General features: G+C 64.0%; 29 protein-coding genes. 19 read left to right on the top strand and 10 right to left on the bottom strand.

The annotated features are described in order from the left end of the window. Nucleotides 1-9: 9 nt before the first annotated feature. From lpdA to IP90_RS01430, 4 genes are all read right to left on the bottom strand, one after another. The gene (gene lpdA / locus IP90_RS01445) at nt 10-1821 is read right to left on the bottom strand and encodes a dihydrolipoyl dehydrogenase (protein ID WP_144897833.1); all 1812 of its coding nucleotides are present in this window, start codon (nt 1819-1821) and stop codon (nt 10-12) included. A 200-nt stretch (nt 1822-2021) separates the two neighbouring features. Further along, the gene (locus IP90_RS01440) at nt 2022-3428 is read right to left on the bottom strand and encodes a dihydrolipoyllysine-residue acetyltransferase (RefSeq protein WP_144897832.1); all 1407 of its coding nucleotides are present in this window, start codon (nt 3426-3428) and stop codon (nt 2022-2024) included. Between the two features lie 147 nt (nt 3429-3575). Continuing rightward, entirely contained in the window at nt 3576-4334 is a 759-nt protein-coding gene (locus tag IP90_RS01435; RefSeq protein WP_158635236.1) for a DUF2884 family protein, read from the bottom strand. Nucleotides 4335-4466: 132 nt separating this feature from the next. Beyond that, nucleotides 4467-4982: a DNA-deoxyinosine glycosylase gene (locus IP90_RS01430; RefSeq protein WP_144897830.1), complete on the bottom strand. Its 516-nt coding sequence runs from the start codon at nt 4980-4982 to the stop codon at nt 4467-4469. 239 nt (nt 4983-5221) lie between these two features. Between IP90_RS01430 and IP90_RS01425 the strand changes: the two genes are divergently transcribed. Beyond that, nucleotides 5222-5845, top strand: coding sequence for an OmpW/AlkL family protein (locus IP90_RS01425; protein ID WP_144897829.1), 624 nt, complete (start codon nt 5222-5224; stop codon nt 5843-5845). Between the two features lie 163 nt (nt 5846-6008). Then, nucleotides 6009-7025 (top strand): OmpA family protein, encoded by a 1017-nt coding sequence (locus IP90_RS01420; protein WP_144897828.1) that lies wholly within the window; start codon nt 6009-6011, stop codon nt 7023-7025. A 46-nt stretch (nt 7026-7071) separates the two neighbouring features. Here IP90_RS01420 and IP90_RS01415 read toward each other — a convergent pair whose 3' ends face one another. Then, nucleotides 7072-7521, bottom strand: a complete 450-nt coding sequence (locus IP90_RS01415) for a DUF1801 domain-containing protein (RefSeq protein ID WP_144897827.1) — start codon at nt 7519-7521, stop codon at nt 7072-7074. 144 nt (nt 7522-7665) lie between these two features. Here IP90_RS01415 and IP90_RS01410 point away from each other — a divergent pair, with 144 nt between their 5' ends. Continuing rightward, nucleotides 7666-7863, top strand: coding sequence for a hypothetical protein (locus tag IP90_RS01410; RefSeq protein WP_144897826.1), 198 nt, complete (start codon nt 7666-7668; stop codon nt 7861-7863). Nucleotides 7864-7979: 116 nt separating this feature from the next. Here IP90_RS01410 and IP90_RS01405 read toward each other — a convergent pair whose 3' ends face one another. The 3 genes from IP90_RS01405 to IP90_RS01395 form a co-directional block, all read right to left on the bottom strand. After that, nucleotides 7980-8864, bottom strand: a complete 885-nt coding sequence (locus IP90_RS01405; RefSeq protein ID WP_242007442.1) for a DMT family transporter — start codon at nt 8862-8864, stop codon at nt 7980-7982. 93 nt (nt 8865-8957) lie between these two features. Beyond that, a complete protein-coding gene (locus IP90_RS01400; protein WP_242007441.1) occupies nt 8958-10184 on the bottom strand; it encodes a serine hydrolase domain-containing protein in 1227 nt (408 codons plus the stop codon). A gap of 132 nt (nt 10185-10316) precedes the next feature. Next, the gene (locus IP90_RS01395; protein ID WP_144897825.1) at nt 10317-11372 is read right to left on the bottom strand and encodes an NAD(P)-dependent alcohol dehydrogenase; all 1056 of its coding nucleotides are present in this window, start codon (nt 11370-11372) and stop codon (nt 10317-10319) included. 165 nt (nt 11373-11537) lie between these two features. Here IP90_RS01395 and IP90_RS01390 point away from each other — a divergent pair, with 165 nt between their 5' ends. The 4 genes from IP90_RS01390 (at nt 11538) to IP90_RS01375 (ending at nt 13305) form a co-directional block, all read left to right on the top strand. After that, nucleotides 11538-11795, top strand: a complete 258-nt coding sequence (locus tag IP90_RS01390) for a hypothetical protein (protein WP_144897824.1) — start codon at nt 11538-11540, stop codon at nt 11793-11795. Between the two features lie 31 nt (nt 11796-11826). Further along, complete coding sequence (locus tag IP90_RS01385; protein ID WP_144897823.1) at nt 11827-12309, top strand: YajQ family cyclic di-GMP-binding protein; 483 nt, start codon at nt 11827-11829, stop codon at nt 12307-12309. Between the two features lie 22 nt (nt 12310-12331). Next, nucleotides 12332-12883: a DUF1415 domain-containing protein gene (locus IP90_RS01380; protein WP_144897822.1), complete on the top strand. Its 552-nt coding sequence runs from the start codon at nt 12332-12334 to the stop codon at nt 12881-12883. A 65-nt stretch (nt 12884-12948) separates the two neighbouring features. Then, nucleotides 12949-13305 carry an NIPSNAP family protein gene (locus IP90_RS01375; RefSeq protein ID WP_144897821.1) on the top strand — a complete coding sequence of 119 codons (357 nt, stop codon included), beginning with the start codon at nt 12949-12951 and terminating at the stop codon, nt 13303-13305. Nucleotides 13306-13357: 52 nt separating this feature from the next. On the opposite strand, the gene IP90_RS16520 is transcribed toward IP90_RS01375, so the two are convergent. Further along, nucleotides 13358-13552: a hypothetical protein gene (locus IP90_RS16520; RefSeq protein ID WP_158635235.1), complete on the bottom strand. Its 195-nt coding sequence runs from the start codon at nt 13550-13552 to the stop codon at nt 13358-13360. 521 nt (nt 13553-14073) lie between these two features. Here IP90_RS16520 and IP90_RS01365 point away from each other — a divergent pair. The 12 genes from IP90_RS01365 (at nt 14074) to IP90_RS01310 (ending at nt 22041) form a co-directional block, all read left to right on the top strand. Continuing rightward, nucleotides 14074-14490 (top strand): OsmC family protein, encoded by a 417-nt coding sequence (locus IP90_RS01365; RefSeq protein WP_144897819.1) that lies wholly within the window; start codon nt 14074-14076, stop codon nt 14488-14490. A 242-nt stretch (nt 14491-14732) separates the two neighbouring features. Beyond that, on the top strand, nt 14733-15284 hold the full coding sequence (locus IP90_RS01360; RefSeq protein ID WP_144897818.1) for a YdeI/OmpD-associated family protein: 552 nt from the start codon (nt 14733-14735) through the stop codon (nt 15282-15284). Between the two features lie 686 nt (nt 15285-15970). Continuing rightward, nucleotides 15971-16447: a GNAT family N-acetyltransferase gene (locus IP90_RS01355; RefSeq protein ID WP_144897817.1), complete on the top strand. Its 477-nt coding sequence runs from the start codon at nt 15971-15973 to the stop codon at nt 16445-16447. 72 nt (nt 16448-16519) lie between these two features. Continuing rightward, nucleotides 16520-16909 carry a hypothetical protein gene (locus IP90_RS01350; protein WP_144897816.1) on the top strand — a complete coding sequence of 130 codons (390 nt, stop codon included), beginning with the start codon at nt 16520-16522 and terminating at the stop codon, nt 16907-16909. A 90-nt stretch (nt 16910-16999) separates the two neighbouring features. Further along, nucleotides 17000-17593, top strand: a complete 594-nt coding sequence (locus IP90_RS01345) for a GNAT family N-acetyltransferase (RefSeq protein WP_144897815.1) — start codon at nt 17000-17002, stop codon at nt 17591-17593. A gap of 72 nt (nt 17594-17665) precedes the next feature. Further along, on the top strand, nt 17666-18175 hold the full coding sequence (locus IP90_RS01340) for an HIT family protein (protein ID WP_158635234.1): 510 nt from the start codon (nt 17666-17668) through the stop codon (nt 18173-18175). A gap of 65 nt (nt 18176-18240) precedes the next feature. Further along, entirely contained in the window at nt 18241-18522 is a 282-nt protein-coding gene (locus IP90_RS01335; RefSeq protein ID WP_144897813.1) for a hypothetical protein, read from the top strand. A gap of 130 nt (nt 18523-18652) precedes the next feature. Beyond that, nucleotides 18653-19135, top strand: a complete 483-nt coding sequence (locus tag IP90_RS01330; RefSeq protein ID WP_144897812.1) for a DUF305 domain-containing protein — start codon at nt 18653-18655, stop codon at nt 19133-19135. 202 nt (nt 19136-19337) lie between these two features. After that, nucleotides 19338-19697, top strand: coding sequence for a YciI family protein (locus IP90_RS01325; RefSeq protein ID WP_242007440.1), 360 nt, complete (start codon nt 19338-19340; stop codon nt 19695-19697). Nucleotides 19698-19765: 68 nt separating this feature from the next. After that, entirely contained in the window at nt 19766-20476 is a 711-nt protein-coding gene (locus IP90_RS01320) for a class I SAM-dependent methyltransferase (RefSeq protein ID WP_144897811.1), read from the top strand. Nucleotides 20477-21168: 692 nt separating this feature from the next. Next, nucleotides 21169-21537 carry an excalibur calcium-binding domain-containing protein gene (locus tag IP90_RS16955; protein WP_144897810.1) on the top strand — a complete coding sequence of 123 codons (369 nt, stop codon included), beginning with the start codon at nt 21169-21171 and terminating at the stop codon, nt 21535-21537. A 240-nt stretch (nt 21538-21777) separates the two neighbouring features. Then, nucleotides 21778-22041 (top strand): DUF2164 domain-containing protein, encoded by a 264-nt coding sequence (locus tag IP90_RS01310; protein WP_144897809.1) that lies wholly within the window; start codon nt 21778-21780, stop codon nt 22039-22041. 110 nt (nt 22042-22151) lie between these two features. Here the strand turns inward: IP90_RS01310 and IP90_RS01305 are convergent, their stop codons facing one another. Continuing rightward, nucleotides 22152-24011, bottom strand: coding sequence for a S8 family peptidase (locus IP90_RS01305; protein WP_144897808.1), 1860 nt, complete (start codon nt 24009-24011; stop codon nt 22152-22154). Nucleotides 24012-24017: the final 6 nt, after the last annotated feature.

Raw genomic sequence — 24017 nt, 5'->3', positions numbered from 1 at the left:
GCCCCCGATCTACTTCCGCTTCGGAATATACAGATCGGTGATGGTGCCCTCGTACACCTCCGCCGCCATGCCCACCGATTCGCCGAGCGTGGGATGCGGGTGGATGGTGTGGCCGATGTCGGCGGCCTCGCAGCCCATCTCGATCGCCAGCGCGAGTTCCGAGATCAGATCGCCGGCGTGCACGCCGATGATGCCCGCGCCGATGATGCGATCCGTGGCCTCGTCGAAGATCAGCTTGGTGAAGCCTTCGGTGCGGCCGATGCCGATCGCACGGCCGCTGGCGGCCCAGGGGAACTTGCCGACGCCGTAAGACAGGCCCTTCGCCTTCGCCTCCGTCTCGGTGACGCCGACCCAGGCGATCTCCGGATCGGTGAAGGCGACCGACGGAATCACCCGCGCGATCCACTCTTTCTTTTCGCCCGCGGCGACTTCGGCGGCCAGCTTGCCTTCATGCGCGGCTTTGTGCGCCAGCATCGGCTGGCCGATGATGTCGCCGACGGCGAAGATGTGCGGCACGTTGCTGCGCATCTGCCGGTCGACATCGATGAAGCCACGTTCGCCGACGCGCACGCCGGCCTTGTCGGCGTCGATCTTGTTGCCATTCGGCGCGCGGCCGACGGCGACCAGCACGCGATCGAACACTTTGTCGGCCGGTTCGCTGGCGCCCTCGAAGCTGCAGGCGATGCCGTTCTTCTGCGCCTTGGCGTCGACCACTTTCGTCTTCAGGTGGATGGCGACGCCCTGTTTCTTCAGACGATCGGCCAGCGGCTTGACCAGGTCCAGGTCGGCGCCGGGCATCAGCTGGTCGGCGAGCTCGACCACCGTGACCTGGCTGCCCAGCGCGCGGTACACCGTCGCCATTTCGAGGCCGATGATGCCGCCGCCGACCACCAGCAGTTTCTTCGGTGTCTCGGCCAGTTCCAGCGCATCGGTGGAATCCATCACCCGCGGGTCGTCCCACGGGAAGCCGGGCAACTTCAGCGGCTGCGAGCCGGCCGCGATCACGCACTGCTCGAAGCGCAGCAGCTGGGGCTTGCCGTCGACGACCACTTCCATTTCATTGGGCGACACGAACTTCGCCGTGCCGGTCAGCACGCGCACCTTGCGCTGCTTCGACATGCCGGCCAGGCCCTTGGTCAGCTGGCCGACCACTTTTTCCTTGTACGCGCGCAGCTTGTCGATCGCGATCTTCGGCTTGCCGAAGTCGACGCCGTAATCGGCGGCGTGCGCGGCCTCCTCGATCACCGCAGCGGCATGCAGCAAGGCCTTGGATGGAATGCAGCCGACGTTGAGGCAGACGCCGCCCAGTTGCGGATAACGCTCGATCAGCACCGTGTCCAAACCCAGATCGGCGGCGCGGAACGCGGCGGTGTAACCACCAACGCCGGCGCCGAGCACGACGATGGCGCATTCGATGTCGGCCTTGCGGCCGCTGGCGGCCGCGGCTTGTGGCGCAGGTTCGGCCGGTTTCGCCGGCGACGGTGCAACGGGCGGCTTCGTCGCCGGCACTTCGCTCGCGGAAGAGGGCTGGGGTGAGGGTGAGGGTGAAGCCTTGCCCTCGGCTGCCTTCTCGCTGGCGCCTTCGCTTTCCAGGATCGCGACCACCGATCCTTCGGACAGCTTGTCGCCGACCTTGACCTTCAATTCCCTGATCACGCCCGCGGCCGACGACGGCACTTCCATCGTCGCCTTGTCCGACTCCAGCGTGACCAGGCCCTGGTCCTTGGCGACGCTGTCACCGACCGCGACCAGTACTTCGATCACCGGTACGTCGTCGTAACCGCCGATGTCGGGCACCTTGATTTCAATGGTGTTGGCCATGCGTTCCTCTACAATTCGAATCAGGCACTGCGACAATACGTAGCCCGGGTTCAGGCGCAGCCGATACCCGGGCGGATGACGCAACCGGGCAAGTATTCGCCCGTAACTGCAAGAGCGAAGTCACTGGATCCCCGCCTCGCTCATCCTGAGCCTGCCGAAGGACGCGGGGATGACGGCTTTTAAAGCGGGCAGAGCCCAGCTCACAGCAGCACGCGACGCATGTCGCCGAGCAGTTGCGCCAGGTACGCGGTGAAGCGCGCCGCGGAGGCGCCATCGATGACGCGGTGGTCATAGCTCAGCGACAGCGGCAGGATCAGCCGCGGCGCGAACTGCTTGCCATCCCAGACCGGCTTCATCGCCGACTTCGACACACCCAGGATCGCCACTTCCGGCGCGTTGACGATCGGCGTGAACGCGGTGCCGCCGATGCCGCCCAGCGAGCTGATCGAGAAACAGCCACCGCTCATCTCGGCCGGACCGAGCTTGCCATCGCGGGCCTTCTTCGCCATCTCCGAGGTTTCCTGCGCGATCTCGATCACGCCCTTCCTGTCGACATCGCGCACCACCGGCACCACAAGTCCGTTCGGCGTGTCGGCGGCGAAGCCGATGTGGAAGTACTTCTTCAGCGTCAGGTTCTCGCCGCTGGCTTCCAGCGACGAATTGAAATCCGGGAATTTCTGCAACGCAGCGACACTGGCCTTCATCAGGAAGGCGAGCATGGTCAGCTTGATGCCCGCCTTCTCGTTTTCCTTGTTCAGCGCGACGCGCAGTTCTTCCAGGCCGGTGATGTCGGCGTCGTCATGCTGGGTGACATGCGGAATCATCGCCCAGTTGCGGGCCAGGTTGGCGCCGGAGATCTTCTTGATCCGCGACAGCGGCTTGACCTCGACTTCGCCGAACTTGGCGAAATCGACTTTCGGCCACGGCAGCAGGCTCAGGCCACCGCCGCCCGCGACGGGTGCCGCTCCCACCGTGCCACCGGACTGCAACGCGTTCTTGACGAAGCCCTGCACGTCCTCCTTGCTGATGCGGCCACCGCGCGCGGAGCCGCTGACCTGCGCCAGGTCGACACCCAGCTCGCGTGCGAACAGGCGCACCGCGGGACTGGCGTACGGCACCTTGCCCGGCAGCAACGCATCGGCGTCGAAGCGCACCGGCGGCAGACCGGCGCCCATCGGCGCGGCTTCGCTGGTCTGCACGGCCGGACTGGCGGAAATCGATGCCTGCGCGATGTTGTCCGGTCGCTTCGCCGGCACGACCGGTTCGACCTTGGGATCGTCGGCCACCACGGGCGCGGCCTTGTCCGTCGGCGTCGCCGGCGGCGGTTCGATCTTCGCTGCGGCCTGGGTCGCGGCGGCATCGCCGTCGGCGGCTTCGATCATCGCCACCACGCTGCCTTCGGACAGCGCGTCGCCGATCTTGACCTTGAGTTCCTTGACCACGCCGGCGAACGGCGCCGGCACTTCCATCGTCGCCTTGTCCGATTCCAGCGTGATCAATCCCTGGTCCTTCTGCACGCTGTCGCCGACCGCGACCAGCACCTCGATCACGGGCACATCGTCGTAACCGCCGATATCCGGGACGCGCGCTTCCTTCAATTCGGCCATGCGGCCCTCCGACGTACAGTGAGAGGGCTATTGTGGCCGCTGGGACGTTAAGCGCCAACCACGATGCGGCAGGATCGTTCCGTGGCGTGCCTGTGCGGCGTGATGCGGCTTGGAAAAGGCTTTTAGCCCGGCCGAAAAGGGGCCGCCTCAGTCGTTCTTGCGATGCTTTTCCGGCGGATCGATACGCAGCAGGTCGAGCGACCGACCGTCGGCCAGGCGGAATTCCAGCGCACTGTCGATCGCGTCGAGCGCTTCCATCTTTTTGCACAGCGCCTGGGCACGGACTTCCAGCGCGTCGGCACGGGGCTGGATGCGCGCCTCGATCTGCTTGTCGAGGTCGTCGAACTGCTTCAGTCGCGCCTCGTCGCCGGAAAACGCCGCGCCCAGCGCACCGCTGACGATGTCGCCGACCAGCATCGGCATCACTTCCTTGACGGCCATGCCGATGCTTTCGCCCATCGCCTCGCTATTGAAGTGCTGGGCATTGACCGATCGCGCCAGCTGCTGGTCGAGCTGCTTGCGGGCCTTGTCCAGCTTGTCGCGGGTGCGCGCCGGATCGCCACCAAAACCGATCGCCACTTCGCTGAGCGCGGTGAACGCGATGTCGGCGGCGTCCAGGCCCACCTGCCGCGCCAACGGCATCGCCGCACGCGCGTTGCGTTCGTAGTCGGCGATGCGCTTGCTGTCGGCAGGACTCAGCGCGACCCAGCGATCGTCGACGAACAGCTTGCCCTGGCGCATCACGATCGCCCGTGGCGTACCCGTGTCGCGGGTGAAGATGACGCTGCGGTCGGTCAGCGCGAATTCGTAGTCGCTTTCCACATCGCAATCGACATTGATTTCCGCGGCCTGGCCGGCACCGGCGAGCAGCAACAACGACGACAACCCGATCGACAACCTGTGCATGATCATTCCCCATTTTCGGCTTGCCTGGACGATATCAGCTTGCCGTGCCACCGCGGTCGCGTCCCCTGCCGGACGGCGCCCTGACCTTCGTCATGCCGTTTCCAGCGCCGGCTCCTTTCCGCGACCATGCGATCACGCCAGGTCGTCGCGCAGAACCGCCCAGGCTGCCTGCAACCTCGGCAGTGCGAAGGCGGCATTGGCGGCGCTGGTGGAAGGCAGGCGATGGATGCGCAGGCGCTGCCGCAGGTCGTCGCCCAAATGCGGTTCGACGTGGCGGGCGAAAGCCTGCGCCGCCTTGGTGCCATTCAAGGCGATCGCGCGCAGCGTGGGCAACGCGGTGCAGGTCGCGGCGATCGGGTTGGCGACTTCGCTGCCGCGCCGGATCGCACTGTCCAGGCTGCCGTCGCGTTCGCACGCCGCCAGCACGTCCCACAGCCCGATGCCCGCGTCGTTCGCAGCGATGATCCGCCGCGCGTACGGCAGCGTTGCATCGAATCCACCCAGCGCCGCGACCAGCGGCCAGAAACGGTTGCGCGGATGCGCGTAGTACTGCTGCGCATGCAGCGACGCCGCGCCCGGCATCGAGCCGAGCACGAGCACGCGTACGTCGTCGCGCAGCCGTGGCGGCAGGCCCTTCAGTCGGTTCATTCGCTCCATGTCGTTGCACTCATGCATTCGTCGTCGTGTCGCGTGCCGGGTTGATTTCCCGTTGAAGCAGCCTGTGCGCGTTTCCAGTCGCCGTTACAGACGTCAACATGAACCCAGGCAAAAATATGCATGAACGCGCGCGGAATATTGCCCGCCATGCACAAACGGAGTTCATAAAGATCTCGTTAGTCTGCGCCTGCCCTCTCCCCGGGCATTCGAATATAACGAGGAGATTTCCTATGTTGTCCTTTCGCAACCTGAGCCTTGCCATTGCCGCTTCACTGGCGTTCGCGCCTGCGGCCTTCGCCCAGGACGCTTCCGATTCCGCCGCCAGCAAGCGTTTTGCCGTGGTCGGCGGCTACGCACACATGAAGCCCAAGTCCGACGCGATCGACGCCCCGGGCAAGTCCGGCTTCGACGGCGGCGGCATGCCGACGCTGAGCGGCAGCTGGTACGTCAACGACAACTTCGCCGTCGAACTGTGGGGCGCGGTGGACAAGTCCAAGCAGCGCGTGCGCGTCAACGACGCCAATGTCGGCGGCATCGAGCAGCAGCCGATCGCGCTGAGCGGCCAGTATCACTTCGGTACGCCCGGCCAGGCGATCCGCCCCTACGTCGGCCTCGGCTACTTCGAGTCCAACATCACCGACGAGAGCATCAACGGCCAGCATGTCGGCATGACCACCCCGAAGGGTGCGATCGCCACGGCCGGTGCCGACTTCAACATCAACGAACGCTGGTTCACCCGTGCCGACGCCCGCTACATGAAGGGCGATTCGGACCTCAAGGTGGGCGGCACCAAGGTCGGCGAGGCACAGATGGATCCGTGGGTGGTCGGCGTGGGCATCGGCGCCCGCTTCTGATCCGATCGTTCCAGGCTGGATACGGCAACGGACCCTGCGGGGTCCGTTGTCGTTTTGGCTCATCGCATCGGTGGTCAGTCTGGAGCGGACGGGCAAGGGGTGTCATTTCCGCGGCGCTTTCTGCGTATGCAGGGACACGACTTTCCTGCCTCCGGAGACCACCATGCCCGCGCCACGCCCGTCGTTCACCCATTTCGCGGCCCTGCTGCTGTGCCTTGCAGCCTGCCGAAGCGAGAGCGCGCCGCCTTCGACGGCCGCTGTCTTCTTCACGGCCGCGGCAGCCACGGACGCGGCGTCGACGGAATTCGACGTGACCAGCGTTCCGGAAAGCCAGGCGACGCTGCCGCCGTTCCCGTTCTTCAAGGCGCCCGATGGCCTGACCAGCAAGTTCAAGGACAAGGAGCGCAACGTCGCCTTCGATCGCGAACACATGATCGCCGGCAAGCAGGTGATCGCGGTCGAGGGCAAGGTGTTCCGCGATCGCTTCCTGCTGGCGAACAAGGACGGCCGCGAATACACCGGGATCGAGTTCCAGCACAACTACAGGAACGCGATCGACGCGCTTGGCGGCGTGAAGGTCAGCAAGGTCCAGTACACGGCACCGGTCAACGCGGCCTTCGGCGGACGCGCCGCCGTCGACAAGCACTACCACGGCACCTGCGCCAGCCACGGCTGCGACAACCACACCTACCTGATCCGCCAGGCCGGCAAGGAATACTGGATACAGGTCAGCAGCGGCGGCATCCCGCTGCATGGCCAGGTCACCGTGCTCGAGCGCGAAGGCATGAAGTCCTCGCTGGCCTTCCTCGATGCCGCGGCGATGAAGCAGAAGCTGGACGCCGATGGCCGCGTCGCGCTACACATCAACTTCGATACCGACAAGGCGACACTGCGGCCCGACGCCGCGCCGGTGATCGACGAGATCGCCGAACTGCTACAGGCCGACCCGACGCTGAAGCTGTCGGTCGAAGGCCATACCGACAGCACCGGCAGCGCCGAGCACAACCGCACGTTGTCCAGGGCGCGCGCCGAAACCGTGGTCGCCGCGCTGCAGGACAAGGGCATCGCCGCGGAGCGGCTGCAGGCGGCCGGGTTCGGGCCGGACAAACCGCTGGTCGGCAACGACAGCGAAAGCGGTCGCGCGAAGAACCGGCGCGTCGAGCTGGTGAAGCAAAGCTGACTCCTCGGCGCGAAACCGTAGCCCGGGCAAGCGCGGCGCGTCCGGGCTACTTCGGCTTGCGGCCGGCCTCGTACAGGGCGATGAAATCGTCGACGCCGACGCTGGCGATCAGTTCGCCGATTGCCTCCAGCGGCAGGTCCTCCGGCTTGCGGAAGCGCAGACAGCTCTTGCCCATGTCCAGCTTCAGGCCTTGCGCGATGGCAGCCACCCGCAGTTTCCTCGCGCGCGCCGGATCGCCGTACACGCCCATCAGATAAAGCGAATAACCGTTCTTCTGCGCGGCGAGCGCCACGTAAGCCAACGGCTGCTTGTTGTAGGTCACCGGATAGCGCGACAACGGTATCGACCAGCCAATCATGCCGAACGCCATCGATTCCTCGTAGCCCGGCGGCATGTGCGCGTTGATGCGATCGCGCACCGCCGCCATCACCGCACGCCGTTCCGGCGGCAGTTCGGCCAGGTATTGGGCGACCGACGCGGCCTTGCTCTGGACCATCGCGACATCTTCATGGGCGGCGTCTGCCGAGCCTACCGTGGCCGCGTGGCATCGTCATGGCGCGACGCAGCGAACTGCATCTTCACGCCATCTGAATGCCGAATACGAACAGTGGCAGGGCATTTCAATCGAGGAGCGACACCGATGGCCACCAAGCTGGACAAATCGCTGAGGCGGGAAATCGAGATCGACGACAAGGCCTACACCCTGACGATCGATCCGACCGGGCTCAAGCTGACCGAGAAAGGCCATCGCAAGGGCCACGAACTGAGCTGGAAGGAAATCCTCGGCAGCGGTGGCGCATCGTCCGCCGGCAGCTGGAGTTCGGGCACGAACGGCTGACGCTACCGCTGGAAACGTGACAAGGCACATGTGGGAGCGGCTTCAGCCGCGACGAACCGCTGCGGTCGAGCGCAGTCGCGGCTGAAGCCGCTCCCACGACCGACAGGCAGGTGCGCTCAGGGCGGTACCGACACCACGTGCGTCTTCTCGCGCCGCATCAGGTACACGCCGCTGGCGACGATGATCGCCGCGCCCAGCCAGGTCATCGCATCCGGCAGCACGCCCCACAGGCTCACGTCCAGCAGCACGCCCCAGACCAGCGCGGTGTATTCCAGCGGCGCGATCAACGACGCCTCGCCGCGACGGAACGCCTCGGTCAACGCGATCTGCGCCAGCGTGCCGGTGACGCCGATGCCGACGATCACCCACGCGTCCTGCGCCCGGATCGCGGCCCATTCGTGCATCGACAACGCACCGGCGCCCAATGCCATGATCGCCATCAGCCAGAACACCATCGCCTGCGTGCTGTCGCGCTGGGCGAGCAGGCGCACGGTGATGGCCGACGCGGCCCAGCACAGCGTGGCGAGCAGGATCGCCAGGCCACCGGTCGTCATCATGCCGGCGCCGGTCGGACGCAGTATCACCAGCACGCCGACCAGGCCGATCGCGATCGCGGTCCAGCGCCGCGGCCCGACTTTCTCGCCGAGGAACGGCACCGCCATCGCGGTGACCAGCAGCGGCGAGACGAAGGTGATCGAGTAGGCCGTCGACAGCGGCAACGTGCGCAGGCCGTAGACGAAGCCGAACATCATCGCGATGCCGAGCACACCGCGCAGCAGGTGCAGCCGCCAGTGCACGCGCAGCAGTCCGCGCGCGCCGACACTGAGCAGCGCCCAGGCCAGCACCAGCGGCAGGGCAGACGCACCGCGCAGCATCGCCACCTGCAACGGCGGGTAATGCGGCGCCAGCAGCTTCAGGCCGGCGTCCATCAGCGCGAACAGCGCCACCGCGACCAGCATGTACAGCATGGCGCGGGTGTGGGCGGAAGAAGGGGAAGTCATGACACCAGTATCGCGCAAGCGGCGATTCCGTCGTCTCCCTTGTAGCGTGCGCTGTGCGCGCGATGCGACTCCATTTCGTGCGCGCAGCGCACGCTACGGCAGCGGCTTCAACTCGCCGTCCACCAGCGCGTCGGCCAGGGCGAGCGTGCGCTGGATGAAATCGTCGTAGCCGTCGCTGTCGCGATAGTCCTCGCTGGATTCGACCTGTCGCACCGCCACCAGCTTCGCCTGCGGCACGATCACGATGTACTGGCCCAGATACCCGTTGGCGTTGTACGCCACGTACGGGCCTATCTCGATGTTGAACACCTTGCCCAGGCCGAGCCCCTTCGACGCGACCTCCCTGCCCCAGGTGTCCATCGCATTCGCACCCAGCGCGCCGGTGATCGCCTCGATCAGCGCCGAACGATCGGCGAACCGCTTCCCCGACAGTGCCTGCAGCCTGGCGATCACATCAGCAGGTACGCCGGCGTCGCGCAGCGTCTTGAAGCTGCGTTCGTCGGCGCCGTAGCGCGCCCAGGCCGGCGAGCGCCACCACAGCAGGCCGTATTCCTCGGCCTGCTTGCTGGGCGCGAGCATCTCGCGCACGAAGGCCGCCGGCAGCAGTGGCTGCCCGTTCCAGCGACCGCCCTCCATCACCAGTTGCCCGAGCTTGGCGGCATCGGCCGCGCGCAGCGGCAGTCCCGACATCGCATGCGGATTGCCGGCCGGGTCGCGTTCCCACTTGCCGGGCTGGATGCCCATCGGCGCGAACAGCCGGCGCTGCAGGTACTCATCCATCGGCGAGCCGGAGGCCTTGGCAACGATGCCCGCCAGCAGGTTCATCGCCTTGTTGTTGTAGGCGAAGACCTTGCCCGGCTCGGCATCGAGTTCCGCCGCCAGTGCCAGTTTCACGAAATCCGGCGCCGGATAGATTTCCGCGTCCGCGCGCATCACGTTCTGCAGGCCGGAGGTATGGTCCATCAGCATGCGCAGCGTGATGTCGCGCTTGCGGCCCTGCTTCCACTCCGGATACCAGGTATGCACTGGCGCATCCAGCGAGGCGATCCTGCCGTCGCCGATCAGCGCGCCGATGGCCAAGGCCACGATCGACTTGGTCGCCGACATCATCTCGATCGGCGCCGGCGGCTTGCCGCCGCGGTAATACTCGGCGAGCACCTCGCCATCGCGCATGACCAGCATCGCGCTGCTGCGCGAGGCCTTGGCGCCTTCGAGCAACGATGCAACCGCAGCGTCGACCTCCGCGTCCGCGGCACCGGCCGCCATCGGCAGGCACGCCAGCCACAGCGCCATGCCGCCCAGCCAAAGCCTGACCTTCATGACCGTCCCCTGCGCGTCGGAATCACCACCGTAGTGCCGGCCGCGCGGCGCCACAATAGGCGGGAAGTCAGGTCAACGCTGGATCTGCGCGCGTTACGAAGTGCAAACCGACCCGGGCGGCTGTGGCAAACCTCAGCCAGCCGCGCCCAGGCTCGCCGTGTCGATCACGAACCGATAGTGCACATCGCCGCGGATCATGCGTTCGTAGGCTTCGTTGATCTGCGCCACGTCGATCAGCTCGATATCCGAAGCGATGCCGTGCTCGGCGCAGAAATCCAGCATCTCCTGCGTCTCGCGGATGCCGCCGATCGCCGAGCCGGCCAGTCGGCGCCGGCCGGACACCAATACGCCGGCGGCGACCGGCACCGGCTGGTCGGGAATGCCGACCAGCACCATGGTGCCGTCGACCTTGAGCATCGACAGGTACGCGTTGTAGTCGTGCGCGGCCGACACGGTGTCGATGATGAAGTCGAAGCTGCGCGACAGCGGCTTCAGCGCGGCACGTTCGCGCGTCACCACGAAATCGTGCGCGCCCAGCGCCATCGCGTCCGCGCGCTTGTTCTCCGAGGTGCTGAGCACGGTCACGCGCGCGCCCATCGCCGCGCCGAACTTGACCGCCATGTGTCCCAGCCCGCCCAGCCCGACCACCGCCAGCGCATCGCCGGGCTTCAGCCCGAAATGGCGCAACGGTGAATACGTGGTGATGCCCGCGCACAGCAGCGGTGCCGCGCGATCCAGCGGGATGGCCGCCGGCACGCGCAGCATGTAGTCCTGGTGCACGGTGATGCGGGTCGAGTAGCCGCCATAGGTCGGCGTGCGGCCGTCGCGCTCGTGCGCGTTGTAGGTGGCGGTCATGCCTTCGCGACAGTACTGCTCCTCGCCGGCCTGGCATTGCTCGCAGTGGCGGCAGGAATCAACGAAGCAGCCGACGCCGACCGCATCGCCGACCTTGAACCGGTCGACGCCCTCGCCCAGCTGTGCAACGCGGCCGACGATCTCGTGGCCCGGCACCATCGGGAAGATGCCGCGCCCCCATTCGTCGCGCGCCTGGTGGATGTCGGAGTGGCAGACGCCGCAATACAGGATGTCGATCAGCACTTCGCCATTGCGCGGCTCGCGACGCTGGATCGCGTACGGTGCCAGCGGCAGGCCCGGTTCGGCGGCGGCATAGGCAGGGGTATTCAGCATGGTGGTCTCCCGGATGATCGGACGAGTCTAGCCGGCGCCGGCATGGCGCCGCTGCCGTGGCCGCGCAACGCAGCATCCCGCAACGGAAAGCGCGATATTCATCGCCGGGCAACGACTGGCCCTGCATCATGCGTCACATCCCCACCAAAACCTGGAGCGAAACACATGCGAGCACTTTTCGTCGGCGGCCTGGTGGACAACAGCGAACTGGACCTGGAAGGCCGGGAACCGCCGCTGCACTATCCCGAGAACACCGGCGGCGGCCAGCCGCGTTACCGCCTCCACCAGATCGGACGCAAGGCGGAGAAAGTGATCTACGCGGTCTACGGTGCCCCGGAACTGTCGGACCAGGAAGTACGACGCGTCGCCGGCGAACGCGATTACGCACGCCGGTTTGAGGCCGAGCCGCAAGCCTTGCGATAATCACGCGCCCCATCCATCGCGGACCGTGCCAATGCCCTCGTTCGACATCGTTTCCGAAGTCGTCGCCCACGAACTGATCAACGCGGTCGACCAAGCCAACCGCGAGTTGTCCACGCGCTTCGACTTCCAGAACGTGGAAGCCTCCTACCTGCTGGAGGACAACGTGATCTCGCTGTCGGCGCCCAGCGAATTCCAGCTCAAGCAGATGGCGGACATCCTTCGCGCGCGGCTGATCGCGCGCAAGATCGACGTCAGCTGCCTGGACCTGGGCGAGATCCAGACCAACGTCGCCGGCGCGCGGCAGAAGATCACGGTCAAGCAGGGCATCGAGCGCGACCAGGCCAAGAAGATCGTCGCCGCGATCAAGGACGCCAAGCTCAAGGTCGACACCCAGATCAACGGCGACAAGCTGCGCGTCACCGGCAAGAAGCGCGACGACCTGCAGGCGGCGATGGCGACGATACGCGCTGGCGATTTCGGCCTGCCGCTGCAGTTCGACAATTTCCGCGACTGACCGACGCGACGAACCCGCGCCGATGCCCAACCCGACGCCGGAGCCGATCGCCGCCACGCAGCACTGGCTGCAGCGCGCGGTGATCGGGCTCAACCTGTGCCCGTTCGCCAAGGCCGTGGTCGCCAAGCAGCAGGTGCGCTACGTATTGAGCGACGCGACCACGCCCGAGCAGCTGCTGCAGCAACTCGGTGAAGAACTGGCGCTGCTGCGCGACACGCCCGCCGAGCAGATCGACACCACGTTGATCGTGCACCCGCAGGTGCTGGCCGACTTCCTCGACTACAACGATTTCCTCGACCTGGCCGATGGCCTGGTCGAATCGATGGCACTGGACGGCGTGCTGCAGGTCGCCAGCTTCCACCCGCAGTACCAGTTCGCCGGCAGCGAACCGGACGACATCGCCAACCACACCAACCGCTCGCCCTACCCGACCCTGCACCTGCTGCGCGAAGACAGCGTCGCGCGCGCGGTCGACGCCTTCCCCGACCCGGACGCGATCATCGAGCGCAACATCGACACGCTGACCCGGCTCGGCCATGACGGCTGGCGGCGGTTGCTGGCGGCGGACGACTAGCACTACGCATCGCATGCCGGCCTATCATGGCCGTCCAGGTCCGCATGATCGGGGCAAGGTCGGCCATGAAACGACTGATCGAAATCCGTTGCTACCAACTCAAGCCCGGCACCCTGCCGGAATTCCACGAAATCCTCGTCACGCGCGCCGTGCCGATGCTGCGCGACCGCGGCATGGAAGTCGTCGCCTTCGGCCCTTCGCCGCATGCAGCGGATGCCTACTTCCTGGTCCGCGCCTACGACGATCTCGCCGACCTCAACGCACAGCAGGACGCGTTCTACGGCAGCGAAGCCTGGCGACAGGGCCCGCGCGAAGCACTGCTGTCGCGGATCGACAGCTTCCTCAACACGGTGCTGTGGCTGTCGCCAGAGGCGATCGAAGATATGCGCCGGTTGAATGCTGATCCGAATCCATCAGCTTGACCTGTGCGGGATATGCTGCAGACCATACGGCGCTACACCCCACTTTTGGGATCTATATAGGTGTTAGGCGGCAGGAACCGGAGGGCCACGAACTTTGAAGATCACCGAATTCTTGGTTCTGGATGCGATGGGGGATGAAGTCCTCGCAGATCCGCATGGAAACAATCTTGCGTTCTGCTGCCCGGCCTGTGGCCATCCCGTTCTTGCTGTAGCGCTTGCCAATCAGCGTGGCAGTGATGAGGCGCATCCGGCCTCCTGTCGAGGTTGCACAGCACGGTACTTCTTGGACGTCCGGCCAAGTGCTCAAAAGCTTTACATCCAGGTGGCGGACTCTGCCGCCTAACATTTCATTCAAGCCGAACCCGCTTCGCGGGTCGGCTTAATTCAGGCGTTAGGCTTCAGGAGCATCATGCCCATAGTCGACGACCTTGCTGAGCTGGGGAGTGGTCCTCCATGGCCGTTGCGGCCGTGGTACTTCATGTTCAGCCGTCGGCGCCGCGCCGGGATGCTCAGACACTGGCGCAAAGATGGCCGCACCGGCGTTCTGATGGGAGGCGCATCCTCGTGGTCGTGGCGATAGCCGAGGCTCTACTTGGCGCTCGTCGCCACCCAAGGCTGGTGGGGCACGTGAGGCCTAACAATGCGTTCAAGCCGAAGCCGCTTCGTTACTCCAGCACATGGCAGGTACAGCTTGTGATGTGCTTGGCTCCACTACGCGTCTCGGCTTCTTAGTGTTAGGGCCCGCTGCAGGCTGTTCGGAGATTAGCAATGGAGATCTCTGCGATCGTCAAGAACTCCAGTGCCGACCACAGCGTGGTCGTACGCACCGAGAGCAGCTCCCGATCCCTATCCATCCCGGCCAAAAGCTCCGGACAAGGTTCCGGTGTGAACGGCGGTGAGTTTCTGATGCTGGCCTTGGCAACTTGCTACTGCAATGACCTGTACCGCGAGGCATCGCGTCTTGGCATTACCTTGCACGCCGTCGAGGTCGAGGCTACGGCCAACTTCCCTGGCATCGGGCTGGCGGCCACAGATATCCGGTACTGGGCAAAAGTGTCCTCGCCCTCTGCCCCAGACATCGTCGCTGAGCTTCTCCGGCAAACTGACGCAGTTGCGGAGGTGCACAATACCGTCAGGTCAGGGCTGCCAGTCGTTCTTGTAGCAGAGTCGTTGGGCAGGCCCTAACAATTCATTCAAGCCAAAACCGCTTCGCGGGTCGGCTTAATTCAGGCGTTAGGCCTCATGCCCAAGGATCACGCGTGATCAAAGTAGTCAAGAAGCGCTTCGCTGAAGATGTTGCAACAATGATTGAAGATGTCGAGCGGTTCACCCAGACGTCGCTACCATGAGGCCTAACGATTCGTTCCATCCGACGCCGCTTCGTGGCGCGGCTTAACTCAGTGTTAGCCGTATCAGGAACGTCCGCAATGAGCCGGAAAACAGCGAAAGCCATTTTCGAAGCACTCCTGCAGCGACCGGCAGACCCAGGTCCCGACAAGTCGTGGGCATTTGTCGTTCTGCCGAAAGACGCGAGCGAAAAGCTCCCGCGGCGAGGAAGAACTACCGTAGACGGCGCAATCAATGGCATTCCCTTCCGGGAAACACTCGAGCCAGATGGCCAGTTGAGCCATTGGCTACGGGTAAGCGCCGAGCTTCGTGAAGCCGCAAATGCCGACTTCGGCACTGTGGTCACAGTGGAGATTGCGCCCGTAGACCAAGAGCCCGACCCTGAGATCCCGGCTGACCTTCGGAAGGCTTTGCAGGCAAACCCCGAAGCGCAGGTCACTTGGGAAAGTGCGACTACTGTGGCGCGCCTGGACTGGATCCACTGGATAACGTCCGCAAAGCAAGCGAAGACTCGCGTGAAACGCATCGCGGACGCATGCGAAATGCTTTCTGCTGGCAAGCGCCGAGTATGCTGTTTCGACGAGTCAGGGTTCTACAGCAAGGCGTTCAAGCCTCCGCAGTCGGCAAATTAGGGCGGCGCTCGGGTCTACGCTTCGCGGGCAACTTAAAGCTTGAGTTCCTTTCCCTCTCCAGCGGCCATGAGAGTTGGGGTGTTACAACGTCCTCAGGGCTCCAGGTTATTGCACAGGGTGGTGGGCAACTGCCGGCTGACGAACTGGTACCTAACAGTTCAGTCAAACCAAAGCCGTTTCTCGGCTCGGCATAATTCAGGCGTCAGGCAGCAGAAGCAAGTACAGGGAGCCTTGATTGAGAACTAGGCGATTTTTTCTCATTGCATTGTTCACCGGTGGTGTCGCAGCTATCGTGCTCAATGACCTTCTGCGTCGGCACCTTGCAGTTCAGAGCGACTTCGCTATGGCGATGCTTGGCTCTCTACCAAACTTCATTGCAGCACTTACGGCCCCAGCTCTTGTCCTGGCCGAACTTTCCCGGGTCAAACGCTTCGGCAATCTACCGGACAGGTCGTTGGGCCTCGTCAGTGGCATTGTGTCGTCGCTATTGCTGGTGGCTTACGAGCTTTCACAACACTTCACACCAAACGCGGTTCTGGATAAAAATGATCTTCTAGCAACGTTGGCTGGCGGAGTCGGATGGACACTCGCTTGGCGGTTTTTGGACAGATCGCTGCCAGCCGCCTAACAGTTCATTCAAACCAAAACCGTTTAGCGGCTCGGCTTAATTCAGATGTTAGAAGGCCATGTCAGATTCAATAGTCCTCACACCTGCAGACAGCCGAGAGCAAGTCGCGATTGCCCGGGAACTCTTTCATGAGTACTCGGACGCAATCGGCGTGAACCTTGAGTACCAAGGATTCGCCGCCGAGCTAGAGGCCCTGCCATCGCCTTACGTTCCGCCGCATGGAACTCTGCTCATCGCGCAGATCAATGGAGACACCGCTGGCTGTGTCGCGCTCCGGCGCTTGGACCATCAGACCGGCGAGCTGAAACGGCTTTACGTGCGTCCGGCCTTTCGCGGCTGGGGGCTCGGCGAGCACCTCATCGAAGCAACGATACGAGCAGCTCATGCTGCTGGCTACACTGCGCTCAGGTTGGACACGCTTCCCAGCATGACGACGGCACAGGGGCTCTATCGCAAGCTCGGCTTCAGCGAGATACCTGCATACAACAACACACATTTGCCGGGCACTCGCTTTTATGAGCTCGCGCTGATCTAACAGTTCATTCAAGCCGAAGCCGCTTCGCGGCTCGACTTGATTCAGGCGTTGGGCGTCATAGAGGTTTAATCGATGGCCAAGAGCATTACCAGCTATGCCGTACCGGCTCTTGTCTACGCATTGCTCATTGGCACCACGTTCTCGCCAGACGTCCGGCCAGTGCTTGTGGCGGCATTTGGGCCTGAGCCGTTTGGCTATCCAGTCATCTGGGTTGTTGCCGTTGTCCAGGCAATCTTCCTGTTTCCTTTCGTGTTTGCCATCCACCACTTCATGCTGATCGCCGAGCAAGCGGCCGCTGATGGTCATGGCATCGGAAAGATCGGGCTGTTGACGTACGCGGCGACGGCCGGCCGGCGTCATCCGCACCTGCGTCGCTCCCAGTTGATTTCCGTGGCCGGGCTGGGCTACTTCATTGTGGCTTGCGGCGTTTGGATCGCCTACGCTGATGCCAAAGGCATATAGGCACGCGCTGGCGCCTGACAGTTCGTTAGCAAAGCCCACTTCGCGACCCGGCATGATTCAGGCGTCAGGTTGCCAGTAACGGAGGACGAAATGACCTCACCGTCAACCGGGATACGCAGCGCCACATCCGATGAGATGCCGCGCGCCATCGCAGCGATCGTCGCGGCATTCATCACGGACCCGACTGCGCGATTCGCCTGGCCTTCTCCGCACGACTACCTTGCGACCATGCCCCTGGCGACCCGCGAGTTCGCGGGCAGCTGTTTCAAGCACGGCACGGCCTATGTGTCCGCGGACTTCTGCGGCACCGCACTCTGGCTGCCTCCCGGCGTGGAACCCAACGGCGAGGTCCTTGAACGGATGTTCCGCGACACCGTAAAACGCGAACACCTTGATGACCTCCTTGCGACGTTCGAGAAGATGGAACAATCCCATCCCCGGGAGGCTCACTGGTATCTGCCTCAGATTGGCGTCGACCCGAATGCGCAAGGCAAAGGCATCGGAGCGGCGTTGATGCGCCATGCGCTCGCCCGCTGCGACCAGGAACAAACGTTGGCGTACCTCGAGTCGTCCAAACCGCAGAATATCCCGTTCTACCAGCGCCATGGTTTCGAGGTGATGGGCGAATTCCAGATTGGGGCTGCACCGCTTGTTACCCCCATGCTTCGCAGGCCTCGCCGTTAGGCGCGCATGTCTGCTAGCTGTCTTTACAAGCGATTTTCTGCGTCAAACTGCCAGCTTGATCGGAGAGGACAAATGCTCGAACTTCCCATAAGAGATCCGTGCGACCTGTGTGTGGCGGCTCGCGAAGAACCATGGAAGATCATAGAAGAAGGCGAACATACGCTCACCGTGATCAATCCGTGGCAGTTCGAAACTGGCCAGTGCTGCGTCATCACGCGCCGGCATGTTGCGACGCTGCTCGATCTTTCTGATCAGGAGTGCGGGGCCATCCTGGCCTCGGCCAAGAGAGTCGCGGAAGCGCTCGTCAAGGCTTATCGGCCTCTCGGAATACTTACGTTCCAGAACAACGGGGTCTACAGCGGACAGGAAACACCGCACTTCCATTTTCATGTCGTGCCCCGGCAGAAGGGCAGTGATTGGGGGATAGGCCCGCCGCAACTCGCCACATTCGATGGCGCCGGACGCGAAAGGGGCACATCACACGATCCAGGCGGCGATGCACAGCGTCGAGAGCGGGTGCAGGCTTCTGCCACGCGGCTTGCTGAAACCGTGGACCTGATTCGTTCGAATCTGCCGACGTAGCGCATACGCCGCCTGACTAGTCGCTGCACCAGAAGCATTTGACGTCGTCTCGCAACGGAGGTTTCGTGGATTCCGACCTTAACGACATGAGTCGCGATGAACTTCTCGCGGAGCTCGTCAAGCTGCGCAATGCGGTACGCGCACATCGTGATAGCTCAGGCCACGATCTTTGCTGGCACCACCCCGCCTTGTGGAATCTCCTGCCTGAGCAATCCAGCATCCAGCCCGTTGTTCCGGACTGGCCAGTATTTCTACGTGGCTGTCTCAAGTACCGTCAATCGCTGGATGAGCAGCTGCCAGATGCGCCGCGCTTTAACAAGGAGTTCTCCGGACGTGATGGCGCCTGACAATTCATTCAAGTAGACCCGCTTGCGGGTCAGCATGGTTCAGGCGCCAGGCCATCGGAGCAATTTCCCACGCGGCAGAACCTCGGCATTGCCGGGAGTTCGTGGACCGTCGAACAGAAGGAGAAGACCGATGTCCCATCATTCCTCCCCGCACGATCAGGGCACGCATTCGCGGCCTTACACGATGTTCTGGGTCAACATGGTTCTCGGCCTCGTCGTCATGTACATCGTCATGTTCTCGATGATCGACGGTTGGGGCGACTTCCGGAACAACCTCAACATGTTCTACATGGCCGTCACCATGTGGGCGCCGATGGGCATCTTCATGCTCCTCACCATGCGGGGAATGTATCCAAACCGGAAAGCCAATCTCGCGCTCCATCTCCTTTTCGCCGTCCTGACCGTAGGCTCCCTCTGGGCGACACGGTCACAGGCACTGATCGATGACCATCAGTTCGTCAAATCCATGATTCCCCATCACTCGGGAGCCATTCTGATGTGTCGCCAGGCTAATCTCACCGACCAGGAGTTGATTTCGTTGTGCCGGGAAATCATGGAAGCGCAACGCGCGGAAATCTCCCAGATGGAGCGAATCCGGACACGGCTCGAATAGTGGCGTCCAAAGCCGCCAGTGGAGTTCTGATGGCCGTGGCCTGGAAATTCGTGCAAGCAGGCGTTAAGTCGCTGAACACGCTCGTCGACTTGTGTCGATCCCTTTCAACCTCGCTCGTCGTTCAAGTAGGCGCCTGGATGAACCAGTCATCTCGACAGGTTGTTCGGCCTACACGACTGCATCGCGTTGATGCAGCGAATCTATGGAGACCGACATGAAATTCATGATACTCGTCAAGTCGAACCCGAGCATCGAAAAGAACATCGAAGGGATGAGAGATTCGTCGTTCAAGGAGTCGATGGCCAAAATGAATGCCTTCAACGAGGAGCTCAAGAAGGCCGGTGTGATGAAGGACTGCGACGGTTTACGCCCGAGCCGCGAAGGCAAGCGGGTACGCTTCGATGGTGAATCGCGAAGCGTCGTCGATGGGCCTTTCGAGGGAGACCTGGTCGCGGGCTATTGGCTATGGGAATTGCCCAGCATCGAGGACGCCGTCGCTTGGGTGAAGCGTTGCCCCAATCCGATGCCCGTACCGTCGGAAATCGAAATCCGGCCGATCTGAATGATCGACTTGGTTTCGCGTCGCGGGTCGGCTTGATTCGGCCCTTATGTAAAAAAAGAGCAAAACAAATGAACCAAGACGAGATCAAGGCACTTTTCGATCAGCAAGCTGCGGGCTACGACGCACAGTGGGCGAAGACTTCGCCGATCCGGAACTGCCTGCACCTGCTGGTGGATTCGATGTTTGCCCAGCTGCCCAAGGACGCTCGCGTCCTCTGTGTCGGCGTCGGGACCGGGGCGGAGATGGCTCACCTTGCCCTCAGAAATCCTGGCTGGCGGTTTGTCGCGGTGGAACCTTCTGGCGCGATGCTGGAAGTCTGTCGACAGCTGGCCGAAAGGGAGGGGTTTTCCGAGCGCTGTCAGTTTCACGAAGGCTATCTTGAATCGCTCGCGGCTGACGGTGAGTCCGACGCGGCCACGTGTTTCCTGGTGTCGCAGTTCATCCTCGATCCGCAGGCACGCTCCGGGTTCTTTCGGGAAATATCGTGCCGGCTCAAGCCGGGAGGGATTCTCGCCAGCTCGGATCTGTCTTCGGATGTGCAGTCGCCCGAATATGAAGTGTTGCTTCGTGCCTGGATGAACATGATGGCGGCGGCGAACGTCTCTGCCGAGGGAATGGAGCGCATGCGCAATGCCTATGCCCATGATGTTGGCGTGCTTTCGCCGGACCGGACTGCGTCGATCATCGAGGCAGGAGGTTTCGAGCGTCCGGTGCAGTTCTTCCAGGCCGGATTGATCCATGCGTGGCTGTCGAAACGTGCGGCGGGCGATGCTGCCTGACAATTCAATGCGTGGATTTCTCCCGTCGCTCCTGACATTCATCGAGATCGGGAAAGCAGGAGCAGATTCCTCGCTGCGCTCGAGATGACGGAGGTAGACGAATCCAATCCGGCTCGCGGCTCAAGCAGTCCTGGCGCGTTTCGCGACGATCCGGTCGGGTCGGACGAGGCGGGTTGATCCGACCGAGGCGCTCGTCGCGGGTCGCGCAATGGTTTAGGCGGCGACGGCGGAGCTTTTTGCCTATCCGTTGAAGCCTGCAGTGCCTCGTTCGAGGCTTTTTGCGCTGGCGTCGGGCCTTTGAGCGACGCGGTCGGCGCTTTTTGCCCGTCTTCGAGTCTGGAAAGCGCCTCGCGTGGCGCTTTTTTCGCCAGCGCCGGGGCTTGAAGCGCCGCGATCGGGGCTTTTTTCCCGTCCTTGAATCCGGAAAGCACCTCGGACGGCGCTTTTTGTGTCGTGGTCGAGGCAAAAAGTCCCGCGGTTGGGACTTTTCGCGCCGCCGTCGGCCCTCGAAGCCCCAGGGCTGGGGCTTTTTGCGTCGACGACGACACTTCGAACCCGTCGGCCGGGGCTTTCTGCCTGGTCGTCGAGCCCTGCAGCTGCTCCCGCCGGTTATCGCCTCCGCGCCCGGCTCCGTATGATCCGCGGTAGCGGGTGGACGCCTGTTCCACCCCAGGGACGCAACAGGGGGCTGTGTGCGACCGATCGGTTCGATTTCGCTGTTCGTCGTTTTCTCGTTGGCTGCCAGCAACGTCGCCGGCGCGCATGGCGGCGGGCTCGACAAGCATGGTTGCCACACCAATCGCAAAACCGGCGAATACCACTGCCACAGGGGCGCCGGTGCCGCGCCTGCACCGCGCGCCGGCTACGCGCCTGCCGACCGTCCTGCACCTTCGAGGGTGGCGCCTGCGCGCAATTCCGCGGCGACGGAAGTGTTCGCCAACTGCACGGAAGCGCGCGCCGCGGGTGCAGCACCTGTGCACCGTGGAGATCCCGGTTATGGGGCGCACCTGGACCGCGACAATGATGGTGTCGGGTGCGAGCCTTATCGGGGGCGTCGTTAGGGCAGCTGGGATAAGCGCGCGCTTTTGATCAGGCTTGCCAGCGATGGCTGGAACATGTCTGAAACACGTCTCACGCTCCGCTGTCATCCCGAGCATGGCGAGAGATCTGCTTTTCCGGGAATTCCCAGAACAGGTCCCTCGCTACGCTCAGAATGACAGGGAAAAAATCGATTCGACGCGTTGTGGATGACAGGCGAAAATATCGATTCGATACAGACCCATGCATCGCAGGAATCCACGATGACCGACATCAAGTTCTCCAGGGCGGAAACCGAAGCGATCGTCCATCGCATCCAGCTTTATTTCGGCCAGGAGCTGAAGCAGGACATCGGGCGGTTCGATGCGGAGTTCCTGCTGGAGTTCTTCACGCACGAGATCGGCACTTATTTCTACAACCGCGGCCTGTCCGATGCGCAGCAGGCATTGTCGGAGAAGCTGGACGAGCTGTCGTATGCGATCTCGGGGCTGGAGAAGCCGGTGGAGTCCCCGCGCCGCGATCGCTGACATGGTGCACCCATCGCGCCGATACGACTCGGATTGTTCGCGCGGGGTCGCCGATTCGTGGCGACGGCATCGATGGCCCGGCATCGCACCGGGCCATCGATCGCCATCCCCTAGTTGTGGCGCGCCTCCAGGGTCACGCGCTCGAACTTCTTCACGCCCAGCAGCTTCACGTAGTAGGTGCCGGTCTTAGGCGCGGCGATGCCGATGCGCTCGTTGTTGCCCGGGCGCGTGGAGCGGAAGTCGGCGGCATCGGGCATCGGTTCGGCGTTGAAGCTGACCAGCATCGAGACGTCGCCGGAGCCGCTGTAGCTGAGGAAGTTGAGGTTGCTGGCACCGGCGGGCACGTCGATCGAGAACAGCAGCGCCTCGCCTTCATCGCCCATCAGTCCGCCGACCGGAGAACGGTTGACGATCGGCGTCGCCTCGATCGGCGGTTCGCAGTCGTCGCCCTCGCACGGCGGCACCACACCGGCGACCGCCGCGGCGGCGTCGAGGATGCCCACGCCCAGCGGCGTGCTCGACGGGATGCTGACCGGGAACTCGCGCGCAGTGTCCTTCAGCAGCGTTTCGATTGCGGCCGGCGTCAGTGGCGTCGTCGCGATGCCCTGCACCAGCGCGACCACGCCGGCCACGTGCGGCGCCGCCATCGAGGTGCCGGCCATGCCCCCGTAGTTCTGCTGGCCTTCTTCCGGCGAGGTCGCGCTGTCGTTGATGTTCTGCCAGACGTAACCGTTGGGATTGCCGTCCACCTGCCCGCCGCCGCCGGGCGCGGACAGGTCGACGCCGTCGCCGAAGTTGGAATAGTTGGCCTTGCCGCCGGTGATGCGCGTGGCACCGACGGCGATCACGCCGGCGCAGCTGGCCGGGCTGAACTGCGACATGTCGACGTTGTAGTTGCCCGCGGCGGCAACCACCGTGGTGCCGTTGGCGATGGCCTGGTCGATGGCCAGCTGGTATTCCGAATTTGCCTCGCAGGCGCGGTTGCCGCCGAGGCTGAGGTTGACGACTTCGGCCGGATTCTCATTCGCCGGCACGCCGTCGACGCTGCCGCCGGAAGCCCAGACGATGGCGTCGGCGATGTCCGAGGTGTAGCCGCCGCAGCGTCCCAGCACGCGTATCGGCAACACCTTGGCGTCGTGCGCGACGCCGGCCATGCCAAGACCGTTGCCGGTCTGTTCGGCGACGGTGCCGGACACGTGGGTGCCGTGGAAGCTGCTGGGCGTGACGTCGCACTGGGTCGGGTCGTCGTTCCAGTCGCCGTAGTCGTGCGCGCCGGGCACGCGTTCGTCGCTGTCGCGGCGCGAGACGAAGGCATCGGTGATGAAGTCGTAGCCTTCCAGCACGCTGCCGTCGAGATCGTCGTGCGCGACCACGCCGGTATCGAGCACTGCCACGACCACGCCTTCGCCGGTCGCCTGGTTCCACGCGGCCGGTGCGCCCATGCCACCGGTGGGATGGTGCAGATGCCACTGGTGCGAGGCGTAGTACTCGTCATCGGGCGTCGCCGTCGGCAGCGCCGCGGGCGTCGGTGCGCGCAGGATTTCATTGCCGGTGTGGAACGCGCGCAGGTCCGGCTCGACATGCGCCACGGCCGGATCGGCGGCGAGCCTGCGCATCAACGCCGCGCTGGCGACGCGATCGAGCGGACGCGACAGCTTGACCACGTCGGCGCCAGATGCGGTCTTGCGCACATGCCGCACGGAAGCGGCACTGCTCGCGCCGACCAGGCCCGACTGCTGCAGCGCGGCGCGCACGGCGCCGACGGCGCGCTGGCTGTCGCTGGCCTGCAGCGTGCCGGGACGGTAACGGACGATGAAACGGTCGACGCTGGCCTGGTCGCCGGACGTACCGGCGGCGGCCACCGCGCGCAGCGGCGCGTGCGGGTTGCCGGCGAAGGCCAGCGGTGAGATCGACATCGCGATGGCGGCGGCGAGCAGGCAGGACGTGATGCGGGTGGATGACGAGGTCATGGAACT

Origin of the sequence: Luteimonas cucumeris (assembly GCF_007830035.1) — a bacterium.
GTDB classification, from domain to species: Bacteria; Pseudomonadota; Gammaproteobacteria; order Xanthomonadales; family Xanthomonadaceae; genus Luteimonas_C; species Luteimonas_C cucumeris.
Note: the sequence above shows the minus strand (reverse complement) of the source record. Positions and strands in the feature narration are given on the sequence as shown.